Source organism: Pseudoalteromonas sp. AWH4_217, from assembly GCF_056161105.1.
In genome coordinates this window covers 84211-102846 of sequence record NZ_JBSWYM010000011.1, presented here as the reverse complement: position 1 = coordinate 102846, position 18636 = coordinate 84211, and the positions used below count along the sequence as shown (strand labels likewise).

14 protein-coding genes are annotated in these 18636 nt (G+C 45.1%); 5 read left to right on the top strand and 9 right to left on the bottom strand.

Annotated features, from left to right (window positions below; all coding sequences use genetic code 11):
- Nucleotides 1-48 precede the first annotated feature (48 nt).
- The 3 genes from ACXAH1_RS15075 to ACXAH1_RS15065 all read left to right on the top strand — a co-directional run bounded on the left by ACXAH1_RS15075 (nucleotide 49) and on the right by ACXAH1_RS15065 (nucleotide 4649).
- Nucleotides 49-933 carry a LysR substrate-binding domain-containing protein gene (locus ACXAH1_RS15075; protein WP_475197742.1) on the top strand — a complete coding sequence of 295 codons (885 nt, stop codon included), beginning with the start codon at nucleotides 49-51 and terminating at the stop codon, nucleotides 931-933.
- 318 nt (nucleotides 934-1251) lie between these two features.
- Complete coding sequence (locus tag ACXAH1_RS15070; RefSeq protein WP_475197740.1) at nucleotides 1252-3771, top strand: insulinase family protein; 2520 nt, start codon at nucleotides 1252-1254, stop codon at nucleotides 3769-3771.
- A gap of 107 nt (nucleotides 3772-3878) precedes the next feature.
- On the top strand, nucleotides 3879-4649 hold the full coding sequence (locus ACXAH1_RS15065) for a transposase (RefSeq protein WP_475197841.1): 771 nt from the start codon (nucleotides 3879-3881) through the stop codon (nucleotides 4647-4649).
- Between the two features lie 359 nt (nucleotides 4650-5008).
- Here ACXAH1_RS15065 and ACXAH1_RS15060 read toward each other — a convergent pair whose 3' ends face one another.
- From ACXAH1_RS15060 to ACXAH1_RS15050, 3 genes are all read right to left on the bottom strand, one after another.
- Complete coding sequence (locus ACXAH1_RS15060; RefSeq protein ID WP_475197739.1) at nucleotides 5009-5878, bottom strand: TolB-like translocation protein; 870 nt, start codon at nucleotides 5876-5878, stop codon at nucleotides 5009-5011.
- An 868-nt stretch (nucleotides 5879-6746) separates the two neighbouring features.
- Complete coding sequence (locus ACXAH1_RS15055) at nucleotides 6747-9836, bottom strand: efflux RND transporter permease subunit (protein WP_475197738.1); 3090 nt, start codon at nucleotides 9834-9836, stop codon at nucleotides 6747-6749.
- Nucleotides 9833-10954: an efflux RND transporter periplasmic adaptor subunit gene (locus ACXAH1_RS15050; protein ID WP_475197737.1), complete on the bottom strand. Its 1122-nt coding sequence runs from the start codon at nucleotides 10952-10954 to the stop codon at nucleotides 9833-9835. The genes ACXAH1_RS15055 and ACXAH1_RS15050 overlap by 4 nt, the downstream gene beginning before the upstream one ends.
- 445 nt (nucleotides 10955-11399) lie before the next feature.
- On the opposite strand from ACXAH1_RS15050, the gene ACXAH1_RS15045 reads away from it, so the two are divergent.
- On the top strand, nucleotides 11400-12452 hold the full coding sequence (locus ACXAH1_RS15045; RefSeq protein ID WP_475197736.1) for a fibrinogen-like YCDxxxxGGGW domain-containing protein: 1053 nt from the start codon (nucleotides 11400-11402) through the stop codon (nucleotides 12450-12452).
- A gap of 68 nt (nucleotides 12453-12520) precedes the next feature.
- On the opposite strand, the gene ACXAH1_RS15040 is transcribed toward ACXAH1_RS15045, so the two are convergent.
- Complete coding sequence (locus tag ACXAH1_RS15040) at nucleotides 12521-14098, bottom strand: S8 family serine peptidase (RefSeq protein WP_475197734.1); 1578 nt, start codon at nucleotides 14096-14098, stop codon at nucleotides 12521-12523.
- Nucleotides 14099-14750: 652 nt separating this feature from the next.
- On the opposite strand from ACXAH1_RS15040, the gene ACXAH1_RS15035 reads away from it, so the two are divergent.
- Nucleotides 14751-15266, top strand: coding sequence for a hypothetical protein (locus ACXAH1_RS15035; protein ID WP_475197733.1), 516 nt, complete (start codon nucleotides 14751-14753; stop codon nucleotides 15264-15266).
- Nucleotides 15267-15406: 140 nt separating this feature from the next.
- On the opposite strand, the gene ACXAH1_RS15030 is transcribed toward ACXAH1_RS15035, so the two are convergent.
- The 5 genes from ACXAH1_RS15030 to ACXAH1_RS15010 all read right to left on the bottom strand — a co-directional run bounded on the left by ACXAH1_RS15030 (nucleotide 15407) and on the right by ACXAH1_RS15010 (nucleotide 18547).
- Nucleotides 15407-16699 (bottom strand): sensor histidine kinase, encoded by a 1293-nt coding sequence (locus tag ACXAH1_RS15030; protein WP_475197732.1) that lies wholly within the window; start codon nucleotides 16697-16699, stop codon nucleotides 15407-15409.
- Nucleotides 16686-17360 (bottom strand): response regulator transcription factor, encoded by a 675-nt coding sequence (locus tag ACXAH1_RS15025; RefSeq protein WP_475197731.1) that lies wholly within the window; start codon nucleotides 17358-17360, stop codon nucleotides 16686-16688. Before ACXAH1_RS15025 ends, ACXAH1_RS15030 begins: the two co-directional genes overlap by 14 nt.
- A 22-nt stretch (nucleotides 17361-17382) precedes the next feature.
- Nucleotides 17383-17529 (bottom strand): MipA/OmpV family protein, encoded by a 147-nt coding sequence (locus ACXAH1_RS15020; protein ID WP_475197729.1) that lies wholly within the window; start codon nucleotides 17527-17529, stop codon nucleotides 17383-17385.
- A 62-nt stretch (nucleotides 17530-17591) separates the two neighbouring features.
- Nucleotides 17592-17726, bottom strand: a complete 135-nt coding sequence (locus tag ACXAH1_RS15015; RefSeq protein ID WP_475197728.1) for a hypothetical protein — start codon at nucleotides 17724-17726, stop codon at nucleotides 17592-17594.
- A 569-nt stretch (nucleotides 17727-18295) separates the two neighbouring features.
- Entirely contained in the window at nucleotides 18296-18547 is a 252-nt protein-coding gene (locus ACXAH1_RS15010; RefSeq protein WP_475197727.1) for a hypothetical protein, read from the bottom strand.
- Nucleotides 18548-18636 lie beyond the last annotated feature (89 nt).

Genomic DNA, 18636 nt, shown 5'->3' with positions numbered 1-18636 from the left:
CACAATTGATATTCTTTGCCCATCTATGAATAAAATTCACAGTTAATTATGACCACACCTTTAATGCCTCCTCTCAAGTCGCTCTATATTTTTTCTCTTGCAGCCAAGCATTTAAACTTTTCCAAAGCTGCTGAAGAATTATGCATCACTCCAAGCGCTGTCAGTCACCAGATAAAAAAGCTCGAGGACTGGCTTGGCTGTAAACTTTTTGAAAAGAGTGGAAAGCAACTAGTCTTGACTCAAAAAGCACAAAACTATGCACTTCATGTTCGTCAGTCTTTTGAGCAAATTCATAACTCGACCTGTGAAATTACATCATATGAACCCGGACATATTCAGCTGGGAATAACGAGCGCATTTGCCATGAGGCGAGTAATGCCATCCCTGGAAAGGTGGCAGCTGGCAAACCCAGAAATCGACCTCAGGGTACGTATGCTTAACTGTGGAGATAAACCCGAAGCGCTTGAACTTGACGCTGTCGTTGCAAACCAAATTCATCACGTTTCATATGAAAGCAAGTTTATCTGCCATGAAAGTTACCATCCGATGTGTAGTCCATCTCTTGCCAGACATGTTACTAGCTTTCCTAACCTGGATGCGACCAACGATATTCCGCTTATTGATATTGAGGGCGTTAACATCTGGTCATTGTGGCAACAAGATAAAAATATCTCTTTCGCTGGCAACCAAAAGTATATTCTGTTCAGCCACACTCTACTGTTACTTCAGGCTGCACTCTATGGTCAAGGTATTGCTATGTTAGAAAAGGCTTTAGTCAAAAACGAACTTGAATCTGGCACATTAATATGCCTTGACGATGACGGTTTTACTCCACCACAAACAGCATATTATTTTTCATGGCGTAAGAGCCGTCGAAATGATCCTGCACTTAAAAAGCTTCAGTCATGGCTGGAAGAGTTGTTATTAGAATAGAGAACCCGATTGCCAGCAATAGGCTTCTACTCGCCCAACCGAGCATTAATTTACTACTTCCAAGCAGTCTGACATTTGGCGCTAACCCCATGCCTGTCTTGCTCTTCGGCTGCGCCCCTCGAGTTGCAAGGGCATCCAAGTTGAACCAGCTTAATCTGCGCACTAATTTTGAGGTGGATGTCTTCGAAAAATACCCCCTATGAATGTTGCATTTTTTATCTGAAATCAGGAGTAGTCATTGCGACATATTCGCAGTACACTTTTAAATCTTAAAAATCATAAGCCTACATTAAATTTAATAAAAAGGATTTAGAGATAATGTTCACCTCCCCCTCCGTTTATAATTTTATAAAAACACTTCTCATATTGGCTATATTCTCTGTATTTCCCGCTAAATCTGACGAGCCACAGCAAAAAAGAAAGGTTTTAAAACTCAGCAATGGGATCCCTTACTACCACACTAAAGCTGAAGGAGAAATTTCCAGGTATGCTCTTTTTGTTAAAGCAGGACACCTATATCACAATGGGAACAAAGGCATACCACATTTAACAGAGCATTTATTTAATCTTGGAGGGGGTGAAAGCAATGTATCAATAATGGATGAGTTTCTAGCTAAGGTTGGAGGCAATAGAATAGCTAACGTGAATTCATCTGGTGTGCGTTATTGGTATGAATTCCCGTCAAAACATGAAGCCGAGTTTATTGGCATCCTAAGCAACTCTTTCAAAAGCATTAACTTATCTGATGAAGCACTTAAAGCACAAATTGCAGCTATCGATAATGAGTGGCGGCAAGGCCAAAAACATTTAGAGTTGATAAACTGGGAGCAGGCATTCAACGTATTTGCAAAAAGTAATGCTGGTGCAACTTTTTTTATGGGGAATGCAAGTACATTCGAACCACAAGCTGACAGCTTAAAAGCTTCAGTTAATAAAAACTTTTCTCGATATAACCCTGAAAATATTTTTATCTTATCTGAATCACCAAACAGTGTGGAAACCTCATTCAAAAAGCTAAATAACACCATAGGGAAGCTAACGTTCGATACTGAGTCAGAAGGTGGAAAGGCATCAGACGAACCCCAATTGATCATCGAATCCATAACAGAAACAGGCAAAAGTAAAGGCGCAAGTGCCCATCAAGTTAATTTTGACTTTGCAATACCAACAACAGCTAAAGGGTCAATTTTCCAAGCGGAATTCTTAGCTCACTTATTAGAAAATTCAAAGATTAAAGCGCTAGAAACCCCTCATAAGGCTCGTGGGTTTCAGCTTAGATCCGCAACATTCACGCCCAATAATTATCATGAGTTTGATGGCTTAAATTTAAAATTTTCAGGCACCTCAGTTAAAGAAGTAGATATCGACCAATCGGCTAAGCAACTGCTGGCCTTAGTGCAGCAATTTTTATCAAATTTAACCAAAAAAGAAAACGCTGCCGCACTGACCAGAGCGTATATTGACTATAAGGACTTAAAATCAAGCTCGTGCAAAGAAAGCGACTTATCTTTTGAGTCGGCTAAAAAGCTAGATAACAGCATTCATTTTGGTGCTTTTGATAACTGGATCAACAATTGCAAATTCAATGACAGTTTCAACCATAACGAATTTAAGCACTTCATTAATCAAATTAAAAAGAGTGAAATTTATACAAAACTGAGCATCCCAGAGGAAAAGTGGGAGAGAGATTTATCCAAAATACAAACAATGCGCTTTTATGATAAGCAGTTCACTTTGAGCGGACCTGTGAAACCAGTTCCTTATCGCATCCTGGATAAAGTTGATTTCCCTAAGAGAAATAGGTATTTGGATGCCGCGCCTGCAAACCTAACTGCAAGCGAGCAAATTGAAATAGTCTCTTTAAATGATGGTAGATACGCTATAAACAAGCGCCTGAAAAAGCGGATCGAGAATCTGGATGACTATGTCCAGGCGCTTGTTTTAAAGGCATTCCTTGAACATAAATATAAAGAACACATTTTAGATTCAGAAGCGCTTGCAACCACAGCGCAATTTATCATTGATGGTGAGATGAGATTCTTATCAATCGGAGCTCAGTCTGTCGTCAGTCAGCTCGCAAATGATATCAAAGTCCCTTCTCAGCTTTCGGATAATGAGCTTCAGCTGGCCAAGGCAAAGGCCATAAGCACCTTCAAGGCAATGCTAGCCGACAACCAAGTATTTAGAATTAAAAGCCTGTTGAATCGCATTAAAAACAAGCAAACATGGTCAGACACAGAAATTATGAATGCTTTAAACAGTTTTAAGCAGTTAAAAAGCAAAAAAGCTTACAGCCAAAATGACAAACCAAAGTCATTAAACATTGAGCTGGAAAACAATGCACCAGTCAATATATTAACCAGCTTACGACAAACAGATAACAGCTCAATTGAAACCAAGCTTTATGCCATTTTATTAAATTCAATGATTAAATCTGACTATGAGAATAGGTTTAGAAACCAGCTTAAAATTGCATACACTGCGGTCACAGACTTTCAATTGAGTGATCAAGGTACTGGTTTTGTTACACTGCTGCAAACTTCTACTCATTCAATAGATGAAATGAGAGCTTTGAACCAGACATTTTTTAGTGAAATGCTGAAAAAAGTTAAGCAGTTAAGTCAACAAGAATTTGAAACTTTAGCAAAAGAAAAGTTAGAAGAAATTCATCGGTTAAGTGAAAATATTGGCCTTGTTTTTACTGACAAAAATCTAAAGCAATTAAGAAACAATAAAAGCCAAGGCATTGATTACTCTTTTGAACGATATTATGAGTTTGCAGAGGCCTTGCTAGCAAGCAGTAAAAATGAGCGCTATATCGCATTCAGAGGCCTGTAAATAAATTTGCCAATGTCCACCCACCGCCACTGCACTTTCCCTATTTGACAAAGCACAGTGGCGATGGCAAAGCCTTGGCAAATAACACAATCTGCGCTTATGCTGTGATGAGTAACCATACTCACATCGTTTTATATGTGGATGATAAAAAAGCCAATCGATTGAATGACAAAGCCACCGTTATCCGCTGGCATAAGCTTTTTAAAGGAAACTGGCTGACGCACAAATTCATCGAAGGTAACGAGCTTATTCCGTCCGAGCGTATTATGCTCGACGATATTATCGACAAATATAGGGTGAGACTGGCCAGCATCAGCTGGTTTATGCGTGTTCTGAACGAAGACATTGCCCGCAGGGCAAACAAAGAAGGTGGCTGTACAGGCCGGTTTTGGGAAGGCAGATTTAAATCCCAGGCGTTACTTGATGAAGCCGCTCTAGCCGCCTGCATGGCCTATGTAGACCTCAACCCTATCCGGGCCAAAATGGCCAGCACACCCGAAACCTCTGAATTCACCAGTATCAAAAAACGCATTGAACACGCAACGCATGGCAAACAACCAAAGAGCCGTCTGCGCTTTGCTGGCAACCCCAGTCAAAACATGCCCAAAGGCCTGCCCTTTGAGCTTGAATACTATATTGAGCTGGTCAAGCTCACAGGCCGATGCATCCGAGCTGACAAGCGAGGCCACATCTGCGATGCTCAGCCTTTTCTCGTCAGGTTGCAAATAGAGCCCGAAAACTGGCTAAAACTCACCGCGCGAATTACAAAAGCATTCCACGGTGCAGTCGGCAGGCAGCAAGCCGTGACTAAATTTTGTGAGCACCTACAAAAAAGGCGACGCCCCAATCTGGGTAATTGTGAGCGCTTACTAGGATAGAGTTGTCATTATCTTAACTTCAAGTGGTGGCTGTCTCACTCAGGCAGCGCTTAACTGTGCCAAAAATATCAAATAACGACTGTTTCAACTGAAGATGCTCATCTGTAAAGCCTGATTTCTGAAACTTTTCGCTTTTTTTGCAAAAGCACTTGTATTCATTTTTCATGAACCCAAAGCAAGAACAAACAAAGCTGGGTGTCCTTTTTTTGTACTTTCCAAATTATGGCTTAAAAGGGTTAAGCAGGGATCTGTGCGTTTAACTTGACAGTGGGAGTCATACCAACGTTCTACTCAGCGGGCAACTGTCAACGGGAGCGCAGCGAGTCTTGCTCCGCTGGAGTAGCTTGTTATATGGTTTGCTATTTGGGTCTGAGCGTCTCAATAATTTGGGCGTCCACCCAGTAGATATTTACCTCTTCGTTTCCGCGTTTTGTCCGCTTATCAAAGAATAGAAATTGTCCATCGGGTGACAAACTTGGGTTTTTTTCAGAATGAACGGTATTTATCTTGTCGCCCATATTAATGGCAGGGCCCCATGAGCCATCAGCCGCGCGATAACTGATATAAATGTCAGATCTGCCCTGTCCATCTTCTCTGACGCTATCAAAGATAATAAAGCTTTCATCCGGCGCAATATAAGGATGGGCATTATATCTGCCGATGCCAAACTGCGAGCCCAGTGACTTCGGTTGTTCGTATTTGCCGTTTATCAAACGCGAATAGCGAATAGGGGTATCCAATTTTGGAGTATAGGTATCAAAATAATAAGTGCCGTTTGAAGACGCTGAAAGCCGCATAATGTCGATATTTTCGAAAGGCGCGCCGAGGCTTTTTAGCTCCGACCAGCCGTCGCTGGTGCGTTCTATAAATTTATTTTTTAAATAGATGGTGTTACCGTCGGGTGAGATGGATGGTTCGCTTACAGCCGTCGCGACAATAGACTTCTGCCATTTATTATTTTTATATTCAATGACATATAAGGAATAAACTTCTTTTTCATCACTCCTGACGAAATAAAAGGTATTCATATCCGCCCCGAACATGCCCTCAATTTCAATAAATTCCTCCGTATTAACAATACCGGGCGCAAACATCTCAGGTGTTGAGCCGGGTGGCGTTTGACCGAGATAGGGACCATCGGGGATGGACGTGTCATCTTTACTATAACTAGTGCTGCTCATCATTAGAACTGAAAACAGTAGAACAATTGCTGTGCTAACACGTTTCATAATTATTCCTTATTTTGAAATCAACGAATTATTCAACTTCCATATTGAAGTCGCTTTCTATTGATATAGTGCTTAAATGTGATTGAACCAGAGGTCAATTTAAGCAGATCAGCTTTAAAACACCTGACGTCATTATGACTTTTAGCTGATATTTTCTGGCAGCGATAAGCAGCTTTTTAGCGTGAGTACCAGTTAGACCCAGTTCCTAAAACCGTACTGCTCCATAGCTATATTATTTTATTCATAATAAGAACAATAACCTACCACCATTGCTCAAGCCAAAACAGCTCTGTTAAAACCGAGCCTTGTTCATAGCGAAACTGGGGTCTCGTTATGTAAAACTACCAGTCTTTTGAATCCAACTCACTTAAATCGATACTTCACTTGGACGAGACCTCCAAGGGCGGAGAAAGCGAGAAATTTGACTTGGAAATTAGCCTCATTCACTTATACCTATGTAAAGAAACAGAACTCGGCCTTTAACCGGGCGGTGAGCGCTGCAACACAAAATCAAGTGCTATGCGTCATCATTTTGAGCGACTTTGTATGGACATCAACCATAGCGCTATCTTCATTTTCTCATCGGTTTACTTCTGCATGGTGTTTAAGTAGATCCCGGCTCGCACGCATCCGGGATAACGGAGTGGTTTGTCAGGTTTATCTTCATTGAGGAACTACTGGGTGTTGTTCAGGTAGATCCCGGCTCGCATGCGTCAGGGATGATGGCGTGGTTTGTCAGTTTTGGTTGCACCCTGAGCGAGTTTTTGCGTTGTAAGCTTACGCACAAAAGCGCCAGGCGATGCTGGCGCTGTGTTGCGTCTTAGGGCCGTAGAAGCCGAATGCTGCGGCATATTAAACGGTTTACGGATTAGCTCATTGCAAGCGTTGGCGTTGCATTCACAGTCTCCTGGGTTTGAGCCTTACGTGCCTCACGACTTGTCGCAAGTTTTACGTAGAAGGCCGGTAATATGAATAAGGTAAATAAGGTGCCTACCATCATGCCTGCAACCAGAATAATACCTATGCTGTTGCGTGCCTCGGCACCCGCGCCGGTTACCAGCATCAGTGGGAAGTGGCCCAGCACCGTTGCTGCGGTGGTCATCAGGATAGGACGTAAGCGAGTAGCTGCTGATTCAACTACGGCATCTAGCTTATTGCGTCCCTCCTCTTGTAAATGGTTGGCAAACTCCACAATCAAAATACCGTTTTTGGCAATCAAGCCTATCAAAGTAATTAACCCAATTTGCGAGTAAATATTCATCGTGGTCAGCTCAAAGTAAGACAGTGCCAGTGCGCCCATCATGGCCAGCGGTACACTGCCCAGTAAGACCACCAGCGGATCTCTGAAGCTGTTGAACTGAATGCTCAGTAGCAGATAAACAATTACCAAAGACACCGCCATGACACCCAGCAAACTGTTACCTTGTTGTCTGATCTGCCTGGATTCACCGGCATAATCAATCATGTAAGAAGGAGGCAGGACTTCTTTGGCCGCTTCCTCCAGCGCCGTTAGTGCTGCTTCTTTGGTTGAGCTTGGCAGCACACCCCCGAAGATACGAAACGCATTTTGTTGACCAAAGCTGCTCAGCTGACGCGGTACTGTGGTCCAGTTGATTTCAGCAATGGCAGACAAAGGAACCCGAGTGCCGTTGTGCGCTTTGATTTGCAGGCTCAGTAATTTCGACGGATCCGTTTTAACCTGGCTGTCGACCACAGGGATAACCTGATAGGCCTTACCTCTGGCGTCAAAACGGTTCACATAGTTGTTAGACAGCAAAATACCCAGCTGACGACTGACATGGGCCACATCCATACCTAAATCGGCAATTTGTTCACGCTTCAGCGTTACCTCAATTTGTGGCAAGTCAATTTTCAGGTCTGTGTCTGCATACAGGAAGTGACCACTGCCAAAGGCTTTGCCTATCAGCTGATCAGCATACTGTTTCATTTCTTCGTAACTGGCTGAGGATTTCACCACCATTTCCACATCAAACTGGCCCGCAGTGGGTAAAGGCGACGGCAAAATGGGCAGCGGGTTGATACCCGGTAATTGTGCCAGGCGCCCGTACACCTCAGGGATCAATGACATTGTGGTATAGTCACGCTTGGATGCGCTGATGAACTCCACCCCACCAAATGCACTGTTAGTGAAGATGTTTTGCCACATCTGCGTGGCGCCCGGCATGTCCAGTAAGGTATCAACCACACCATGCATATTGTCTTCATTGTAGGTCAGTGATGACTCAGGCGGAGACTGCACCAGTACGTAAATCTGGCTTTGATCTTCAACCGGGGCCAACTCTTTTTTCGAGCCAGTGAAAAATGGCACGACCATAAGGCTTAACACCATGGCGCCAAGCAGAATTTGATTGCGCCAGTTCAAAGAGGCACTCAGCAGCGCTTTATACTTTTTACGTAACCAGTCGAATCCGGCGTTTACTTTGCGTGTCAGCTTAGTTTCTTTACCACCCGGCGGCGTCACATAAGCACTCATAATGGGCGATAAGGTCACAGCAATAAACCCGGAAATCATCACGGCAATGGCCAGTGTAAAGGCAAACTCTTTAAATAACACGCCGGTCAGTCCGGACAGGAAGCCGATTGGCAGATAAACCATTGCCAGGGTCAGCGTCATCGACACAATGGGCACAAGCAGTTGTCTGGAACTTTCCAGTGCAGCCTGCAACTTAGGCTTACCTTCACGAATGTAACGCGAAACGTTTTCGACTACGACGATGGCATCGTCCACCACCAGGCCAACTGATAAAACTATGGCCAGCACCGTCAACAGGTTCATAGAGAAACCGACCACATACATGGCAGCAACCGCACCCAAAATGGAGATTGGAATGGTCACCAGCGGTACAGCGGCACTTCTGAATGAGCCCATCATGAACAGTACCACAGCGCCAACCAATACAACCGTTTCAACCAGTGTCTTGAAAATTTCGTTCAGTGCATCACGCATATATAAAGTGCCGTCGTAAGCATAGTTAATGCGAATACCATCAGGCAGGGTTTCGTTTATTTCATCGGTCATCGCATATAAGGCGTCACCAATGGCTATTTCGTTCGCACCCGGCAGTGGCCAGATCGAAATATATACCGTGTCTTGCTGGCTTAAACGGGCACTGATGGTGGGCTGCTCAGAGCCCAGCCTGACCGTTGCAACATCGCGCAGGTAAATGGTTTCGTTGTTTACCTGTCTGATCACCATGCGCTTGAATTCGTTCAAGTCTTTCAGCTGGGTATTGGCCACCAGGTCAATACGTTGCTTGCTGGTTTCAGTAAAGCCCAGGGTGGCAATCGTGTTATTTGCAGCCAGTGCGCTGTACACTTCGTCGGCACTCAGGCCAAACGCATCCAGTTTCGCTGAGTCCAGATCTACTCGCAGTGCCGGAGTACGGCTACCTTCTATCGCAACCCGTTGTACACCCTCAATGCCATTGAGCACGGGCGAAACCTGACGTGACAAGTAATCCGTTAGCTGGATAAGCGACACGCCTTCGTTTTCAATGTTCAGATAGAACAAAGCGTGTGGTCTGTCGGCACGCTGCACAGTCACAACCGGATCTTCGGATTCCGACGGCAACATGTAGCTGACCTGACCCAGCCGAGCCGTCAACTCTGCCAGTGCCTTGGAGCTGTCTTCGTTCAGGTTGAGGTACGCAGTCACAGTACTCACGCCAGCCGTTGTGGTCGATTCTACATAGTCGATGCCGGGGACTGTGGCCGTTACACGCTCTATCGGTTCGGTCACAAACCCTTTTACCGTATCGGCCGATGCGCCGATATAAGTGGTCGATACCACCAAAGACGAACTTTCAATCTTGGGAAATTGCAGCACTGTGATCTTCAATACGGACCACAGTCCGCCTATGCAGATCATGGCCGATAACACCACGGCCAGCACCGGCATAGTGACAAATCTATCCATAAAGTGGGCATTATTTTTCATAGCGACACGCCTTCTTTCTGGGTGTCTTCCATCGCCACTGCCTGCTCTGGTTGCTGAGGCTCTGAGACAAACGTTTTCAGGCCACTGCGCAGTTTAAAAGCCCCGCTACTTGCGATCAGGCGGTCTTCCTCCAGACCATCCGTGATCATGACCATATCCCCGAAACGCTCACCCAGCTCTACCTGCTGACGTGTTGCTCTGAGTGTGCCCTGCTCGTCTTCCTCCAGTAGATAAACATAGTCGCCAAGCTGGTCTTTAACGATGGCCAGGTAAGGTACGGCAATGACTTCCTGGTTAGTACCTATTGGCAAGCTGATCTTAACCAACTGGTTCGTGTTCAGCTGCTCAGTACGCTCAATGCGGGCGCGATATTTTAGTTGTCTGGACGCTGCTGTCATACCTGGCTCTACCGATTCAACATACGCGACTAGTGGGGCTGCCTTGTCACCCACAACAGAGACTCGAATCGGAGTATTGATTGCAAGTGCCTGATACGTTTGTGGTACCGAGAAATCCACCCACATGTGCGCCTGAAGGCCAACCATGTTGGTCAGCACAGTATTAGGTGCTAAGTATTGACCAACCTGAAGGTCGTGAATGCCAACCCGGGCGGTAAACGGTGCCTTGATGACTTTTTTCTCGATGCGCGCTGTGAGTAAGTCGACTTGTGCACGGTACTCAGCCAGTTGCGTGATGGCTTCTTCCAGCTGCTGGTCGCTGAATTTTTTGCGCTCGTGCAGGTTGCGATATCGAACCAGTGTACTTTCCTGCAGCGTGACGCGCGCCCTGGCCTCGGCCAGTTGAGCCAGCTCTTCTGCGTGATCAATTTCAACTAAGGGCTCACCCGCTTTAACCAAGTCGCCCGATTTAAAGTACAGCCGGGTGATTTTGCCCGCAACCTCATTCACCAGATTAATGGTCTGGGGCGCTTTAATCACGCCACTGATATCTATGTATGACTGATACGGCACCGTCTCTACGCGCATTGCTTCTACCGTGGCGGCCTGCTCTGAAAACTCGGTATTACGTGCTTCGATCATGTGCCCCTTAAGGGCAATACTACCTACCACCAAAGTGGCAACAACACTCGCTGTTGAAATCCAGGGTTTAATATTCACGACTTTCTCCTTATTCCTTTACCTTAGGACAGCCCAAAGACTGCACCCGAATCAAGCTTTACAAAAAGATATATCAACTAAAGAAACTTTATATAAAGATATATATGCAAAAAAATTTTGTCAATGTCTTTTGTTAGCTTTTCCTTATGCTGCGATCGGGATTCATTGGGGAGTTTATGCGCTTTGCATGCTCCTACTTACTGGACTGCGGAGAGTACACGCTCGGCATCAGATAACATACACATTGAATAACGCATTATTGGAAAAGGAACCAAGCAAAGTAAGTACTCACCTACCCCATTGCGCACTGGTGATGAATAAAATCATTAATTGATATAAATCCCAACCCGCTTACACTTCAGACATTAAAAATATTGTATTATTGCGTCCTGTATCGATTGGGCATAATCGGTTCAGTGTAACCAAAATAAGGATTGTGGGATTCATGACTAAATTAAAAACTCTACTACTTGTAAGCCTTTCTTTTTCAGCCGCTGCAGATTTACAGTGGGAACTTGTTCGTGACACGCAGTTAGATGGTGTATTGGCCACCAGCGGTGCGCAACACCAGCAGCTAACGGTGCAAATGCACGCCAATAAATTCAACGCAACAGATGCTCAGGCACCCGAAGCCTCCCTTATTCAGGGTGAGTTTGAACATCCAAACACCTTTGAGATTGGCTCAGGCCTGAAACAACGTGTGCAGTTTAGCATTGCAAAAGACGGGGCACGTTTTTACTTCCTGGGTCAAGGCTCTGAACAGGGTGGCTACCAGGGTACCTGGTATGGTCCAAATAATGACTCCGGCGATTTTACGTTGACGACTCAACCTGCGATTGAAGTGCTTCCTGTCAGCTGTGCTCAGATCCTGAGTGAAAATCCAGACGCTCAGTCCGGGGTTTATAGCATAGATCCTGATGGCGTTGGTACACATGCAGGTTTTGATGCATATTGTGATATGGACACTGATGAAGGTGGCTGGACACTGATTGGCACTTACAGTAAATCAGAGCCAGGCGGTAAGATGTATATCAGCGATTACAACCCACAACCTGATGTGACCGCAACCGATCCAGCCGTTACAGGTCTGTATCAAGGACCATTAAGTACGTTCAGAGATGTTCGTGAACAAGTCGCCTGCGACTACGCTGGCTGTAAGTCGGCCTATCAAAGTTCAATGAGCCAGGCTGAGTTAGAAATGGTGCGTTATACCTGGGGATATGAAGATCAACAGGCACATCAAAAAGACACTCCTTTACCAGGCTGCCGTGCAATATATGATGCAAGCGGCACTGTTACACCAAGTCGCACCTATTATGGGGACGGCGATGATCGTAACAACACCAATGTTGTCGGCTGGCAGCGCGATATCCACCCAGGACATCATGCCTGTTGGCTGGCACATGGCGTATACCGTCCATCCTCTGCTGGCTCAGCAAGGTGTAGCTACAATGCCCATGCGAACGGAACCCGCTGGGGCCTGCTGTGGGCTCGATAATATAAGCCATTGAAAAAGGCGCTCAACGAGCGCCTCTATGTTCTATCGGTAAACTTCAAAATGGTCGGTTACTTATACGAATAATTCAACGTCACACCATTGTAACTGTTGTACCCATACAAGCTAATGTGCCAAACGCCTGCACTTGGATTAGCAAATGAACACTGCTCCTCGTTACCATCTTTCCATGGGCGACAGGTGTAGTTGTTTGCATCGGGTTGTGCATTGTATCTCACATACAGATCTGCATCCCCTGCGCCACCTGTGATACTCAGGTTCATCTCTTTTACGCCCTGAGGAATATCCCAGGTATAGTGCGTCCAGCCACCCTGGTTACCCTGAAGGTTAGGCAAAGAACCGTTAACCGGTGTCACACCACCGGGGTCGCCGCCACCCTGACAACCGTTTGCGCCGATATAATCCGATGCGGCTTTAGCCTGCACGATACCATGACCATAGTAATTATCTCGACCCGCGGCACCTTTGTCTTTGGCAGTCGCATTCAGTGCTGCCCGGATCTCCTGGTTATTACATTGGGTGTTGTGACTCCATACCAAAGCAGCCACACCGGCCACATGAGGTGAGGCCATTGAAGTGCCACTCAGACTGCGGTATGTATTGGTTGGATAAGTCGAGTTTACACTCGAACCAGGTCCTGCCAGCTCGACCTGATCATTATACTGAGAAAATGAAGATCGGCTTTCGCTCGATGTTACCGATGCTACGGAAATAACCGCATTATAGGACGCCGGATAAGACTTAGAGCTATTACCATCATTACCCGCTGCGGCCACCAGCATCATGCCACCATCCACAAAGCTCTGCATGGCAGTATTTTCGCTATTGGAGTAATTGCCCCCACCCAGGCTCATATTAACAACATGCGCGCCTGCATCCTTACATTGCTGGATTGCATTCACCAGATCAGATGCATAGGTCCACTGCCCGTTATCGTTAAAGATTTTAACAATATGCAGGTCCATACCTGGGTAAACACCAATCACGCCCTGGTTATTATCCTCAGCTGCAATGGTACCGGCAACGTGCGTGCCATGACCGTTACCATCATTGTTCCACTGTCCCACGGCACTGTTATTCGCAATTCCCGTTACATTACCGTAAGGTAAATCAGGGTGACCCAAATTATATCCGGTGTCGATCACACAGGCTTTTCTCGCAGAGGTATTAGATTGAGGCAGTAAATGACCCTGCACCATGGTAATACCATATGGTGTACTCTGTGCGTATGGCATAATTTGATTGTTAGATTTAGCCAGAGGCAAAATATAACGCTTGGGGTCTATTTCAATTGACTCAACAGATGAAAAGCTACGCAGTGTTTCAAGACTGTAATCATCCAGCTCTGCGACCATCGATTGTTGACCATTCAGTGCGAACAGAGGCTCGGCACCCGCAGTAAACAGATAATTGAGCGCGATAAAATTATTAAAGCTGTTTTTACCGCCAGACAGTGCTTCATTGAAGCGAATGATGTAGCGGTTTTTTTCGCTCTTTGTCGACTTAATTTCCAGTTTAGAATCTTCTACTTGCCCTTGAAAAACAGGGGATTGTGCTAGCGCTGGCAAACTCATTGCTGACAGCATTAACGTAGAAATAGCCGATAGTTTAAAACGCTTGGTACTCATGTCTTCTCCTTGTTGTATTATCACTTTTTTGTCACTGACAATGCACTTAAACAGCCACTCTGACACACAGAGCGTACAAGTGGTTTAACTACTTGTACCTAATACAACAAGGTCATCTACCGCGATAAACATATCAGTATTGTGTTGTAAAACTGTTAACAACGGTAACAACTGGAACGGTCCAATTGCAACATGAATATGATGAAATTGTTATAACATTTCCTTTGGTCAACTGTTAAAAATGACATATATATTGATATTTAATGTAAATTTAGTGATCAATTTGTATTCAACTTTACCCCTGAAATGATTAGGAATGACCTCTTTAGGCGGTGTCAGACAGGTAAACTACAGGTACGAGCATTTAAGCTGTGAAAATTTTTCAACCTGAAAATGGTGCTGCGAAGCTCTGAAGACTCATCGAAATGCGTTTTTATCTGAGATTAAATACACTTTTCAAAACCATAAGCGCAAAGCTACAGTACCAACTTTTGCTATATGCCTGAATGTGGATACCTGTATATTCACTGAGCCTCAATCAAGTGCACTCACAAAAATGCCTGCATGTTAAATAATGACTGGATTTTAAAACTAAGGTTGTGCGACCCTTTAACAGGAAACTCTATAATCTACATAACAACAAGGAAACTTTATGAAACAGATTTGGTTACTTCTTTCAATTTTGATTCTCAGCGGCTGTGCGACTACTCACTCACCTATCCCCGACAACTATAATGGCCCAACGTCCACCATAGGAAGCACAGATAAGCGGCACTCGGCGAGTAAAGCGGACATGTTTTTTCTCTACAAAGTCAACGGCAAACTGATCGACAACAGTCTGGGAGCCAGTCGTTCAGCCACTTATGGACAAGGTTTTTCCCTGACTACTTCTCATATCACAACCGCAGTTCCCTCTTCTGAACCTATTACCTTAACGCTTATGGGCAGAACTGTGTATGCAGCCCCGGTTCAAACTCTCTCGGGCACTGTATATGAAATTACGGGAGACCTCACTTTTACACCAGCCCCTGACGTCAGGTACGTTGTAAAAGGCACTTTGGGCGCAGATTATTCTGCCGTCTGGGTAGAAGAAATAGAAACAGGTAAAGTCATAGAGAGCAAAATTGAAACATACGAAAATACCGAATTAGGCTTTTTTGAAAAATAACCCTCTACAAGACAGAACAAATCCGGGCCAGTATATTCCATGATAATGTAATAACTGGAGTTTCTGGCTCAAACAACCCGTTGCTAATCGCACTCCTTGTCGTGAGTGCGATTCAATTCGTGGAGCTAGCTTAAGCTCCGTTAAATATGGCTTAAAAACCGGATTGCTGCGGTGATCTTGCCCGCCTCTACCCGCTGAGTGTAATGCCAGTTTTGCTGACGGCAAATGCGCTCAACAATTATTTTCCCTAATCCATAACCCTGCTCAACCCCAGAGAAAAACTCCACGCTGTGCTGCTGATCAGCTTGTAGTGTATTAGTTACCCTAAAAGTACAGCCGGTTACACAGAGCTCAATGTCCGCGCCTGTTGAATGTTGAATCGCATTTCTGATCAGGTTTCCCATGACTATCAAACCATTCACACGTGAAATTGTCTCACTCGCGTAGGATGTCATATGCAGTGACAGAGTTTTGCCGTTTTTCTCAGCCTGATCTTGAAATGCCTGCATGATTTCCTGAACTATCGTGGCGATTGTCGCCAGCTCTGTCTCCCCTGCACCTTCCTCTCTTGCCAATTCAAGTAGCACAGTGATCATATCTTCCATACTGTTCACGGCACGATCCAGCCTGGCCAAAGGTTTAGTGAGATCTGGGTTAGTCTCGCAGTGTAGTTTCAGTAGTTCGTTCACGCCTTTGATGACCGTAACAGGCGTACGCAACTCGTGGCTGGCAAAACTCGTAAACTCGCGCTCTCGCTGAACAAAGGCCTCAATTCGTTGTGCATGCTCAACCAACGTCTTGTTAAGCAGTCCAATTTCATCATCCTGATATTTGTAGTCACTAACAAAGCGCACGCCGGGTGCGTCGCCATTTTTTTTCACCTGTTCAATCAAGGTAAACATAGGTGCCATGGAGCGTTTGAGTACGAGGTGAAAAATCAAGAAAAACAGCAAGATAAACAGCGTAAAACTAGCAAAAATAATCTGCATCATCATACGCTCTAAGCTTTCAGAAATCTCAACGTCATTCACATCATAGATAAAATAGTACAAAACGTTGTCCGGCATAACGGCAATGGCATAGTGGAAATCTTCCTCACCCGGGTGCTCAAGCTCATATATTCCGGGAGCTCTTTTGCCAATATAGATAGCCAGCGATGGCGGAATATCTGCAAAACTGGCATAAGCCGTCATCCCTTCGGGAAACAAGAAGGTATGTCTGTTAGCATAGCGCTGCCTGAACTGCGTTACAGCCCTGCTAAGCTGTTTTTCAAAAATATAATCTTCGGTGCCTTTTGTCGCAGCAAAGATCACCAGCAAACTAAGCCCACAGAATACGCAAAAACTAACGATAAAAGTGCCTTTAACACGCTGACTCAGGCTCAATGTGCGGATAAAGAGAGAAAGCTTTGAACGCCAGTCAGAGAAAAACAAGCTGATACCCTTGGCCGTGTTTCGACTGGATCTTAATGTGCTCAGCACACCCCGACAGCGACTTTCGCAGGTTGTAGATATGACTTCTCAGTAAGTCATTTTCTGGCAATGCATCCGCCCAGAGTTGGAACTCCAGCTCAGACTTATTCACCAGATTAGGATACTGCTTACACAGCAAGGTTAAAATTTTAAAGGTGGTCGGGTTTAACTGAAGTGGCGCCCCATTAAAACTGGCTATTTTATTTTGCTTATTCAATTCAAGACCGTTTAATCGCGTCACATGATGGTAGTCATTTTGTGCTTTACGAGTATGAGCGACCAGGCGGGCATAAAGTTCAGAAATGGCAAAAGGTTTTAAGATATAGTCGTCCGCCCCTGAATCAAAGCCCACCAGCTTATCATCCAAACGGTCTTTGGCCGTCAGCATTAAAATAGGAACCGATGGCTGCGCCCCCTCTCTTATTTGCCTGGTTGCTTTTAAGCCATCCAGTTTGGGCATTTTAATATCCATAATAATGGCATCAAACGTTTGATCTTGCGCTAAACTCACTGCCATTACACCATCATAAGCATAATCCACCTGATGCCCCTTGGCTGTTAAAAAATCACCAATGTTCTCTGCTATATCCAGATGGTCTTCTGCTATTAGTATTCGCAACACCTTATTCAACTCCGGTTATTGATTAAAAGCGATACACCACACCAAGACCAGCCTCGACTTCTGTGTCGCGACCGGCTTTCATTAACGGGCTATCTGTCACTTTTGAGGCATACATTTCGTAATCCGCACCAAAGGATAATAACCAGCTATTGTTAAACGCGTACACCATTGATGCTCACTCCATAAGACTTTACTCCGCGCTCTATCTGATAGGCCTGATACACATTTTGGCTAGCCTGTTGATGGTGTGAACCCAGCGGGCAGCCCGGCAATATAGAGTGACACCTGCATGACCTCAGATTGCGCTTTGGCTGGCACGGGTGAAGTAAATGACGCACAAAGAAGGAAAATGGTGCGTTGTTCCATCGTTTAGTCACCCTGTCGGTCGATTAGGCTCACTCTGACACATAAAATGTCAACAAAGTGTCGATCACCGTGATGACACTTCATGATATTTAAATGGGTTCGCTGTTTAGTCCATTAGCCAATCGGGCTCGTACCTATGACGCCTATCTTAAGTCTGCTTTTCCTCAGTGTACTGGCTATATAAAAAGTTTGTTCGTTTGTTACTTGTACCACATTTACCAGGCGACCAGTCTGGTCCTCTTAACTGGTTGTTTGCACGACTAACGCCCGTACTTAGCCGAGCCAAGACACTCAGGTAGAGCAAATCTGGGCTATATTGCCCATTAAAAATGGTTGGTCAACTTCAGCCTGGCAAGCCCCTGTTATTCGTCTTCTGGCTGAAGATACAGGTATTAGCAGCACTAATGGGATAGTTCTTTTTCGTTGTGCCATACAGAACGGCCGGTTGTGAAAACGCACCAGCGGCCAACGACCTCTGCGATGACACCTGTAGCCGCAAGCAGGATCACAGGTTGGTGGATATAACCTTCTTTCTGTCGTGGTCAGGCTAGGCTATGTAGCCATTACCGCTACTTCACCCGCACCTTTCCCCCTATTATTTTATACGCTGGCGTGCCTCTGATCAGGGAGTCCCGGGCGAATACAGTGCCACAGCCAGGACAGGTGCCCTCTTGAGCGGTAAAATCCGTCACGATCCGCTCTTTAAAACATTTTACGAGTGCCCCTTTACCGCCCTTGCGATATTTGTATAGCGGTGCTTTGCATTTTGCACAATAGATGTCGACGGTTTTAGTGGGGCCTTTTTTGTTGGGTTTAGCCATCTTAAATCACATGAGTTTACTGCATGATATGCGTGACAAACGAGTATGCGGCAGTTTAAAGGGTTTTCTGACGTGATAAAAGCTACCAC

Bases quoted from the DNA above. Each gene is read 5' to 3' on its own strand.
- ACXAH1_RS15075 (WP_475197742.1), top strand. From the start codon at position 49: ATGACCACACCTTTAATGCCTCCTCTCAAGTCGCTCTATATTTTTTCT.
- ACXAH1_RS15070 (WP_475197740.1), top strand. From the start codon at position 1,252: ATGTTCACCTCCCCCTCCGTTTATAATTTTATAAAAACACTTCTCATA.
- ACXAH1_RS15065 (WP_475197841.1), top strand. From the start codon at position 3,879: ATGAGTAACCATACTCACATCGTTTTATATGTGGATGATAAAAAAGCC.
- ACXAH1_RS15060 (WP_475197739.1), bottom strand. From the start codon at position 5,878: ATGAAACGTGTTAGCACAGCAATTGTTCTACTGTTTTCAGTTCTAATG.
- ACXAH1_RS15055 (WP_475197738.1), bottom strand. From the start codon at position 9,836: ATGAAAAATAATGCCCACTTTATGGATAGATTTGTCACTATGCCGGTG.
- ACXAH1_RS15045 (WP_475197736.1), top strand. From the start codon at position 11,400: ATGACTAAATTAAAAACTCTACTACTTGTAAGCCTTTCTTTTTCAGCC.
- ACXAH1_RS15040 (WP_475197734.1), bottom strand. From the start codon at position 14,098: ATGAGTACCAAGCGTTTTAAACTATCGGCTATTTCTACGTTAATGCTG.
- ACXAH1_RS15035 (WP_475197733.1), top strand. From the start codon at position 14,751: ATGAAACAGATTTGGTTACTTCTTTCAATTTTGATTCTCAGCGGCTGT.
- ACXAH1_RS15020 (WP_475197729.1), bottom strand. From the start codon at position 17,529: ATGGTGTACGCGTTTAACAATAGCTGGTTATTATCCTTTGGTGCGGAT.
- ACXAH1_RS15015 (WP_475197728.1), bottom strand. From the start codon at position 17,726: ATGGAACAACGCACCATTTTCCTTCTTTGTGCGTCATTTACTTCACCC.
- ACXAH1_RS15010 (WP_475197727.1), bottom strand. From the start codon at position 18,547: ATGGCTAAACCCAACAAAAAAGGCCCCACTAAAACCGTCGACATCTAT.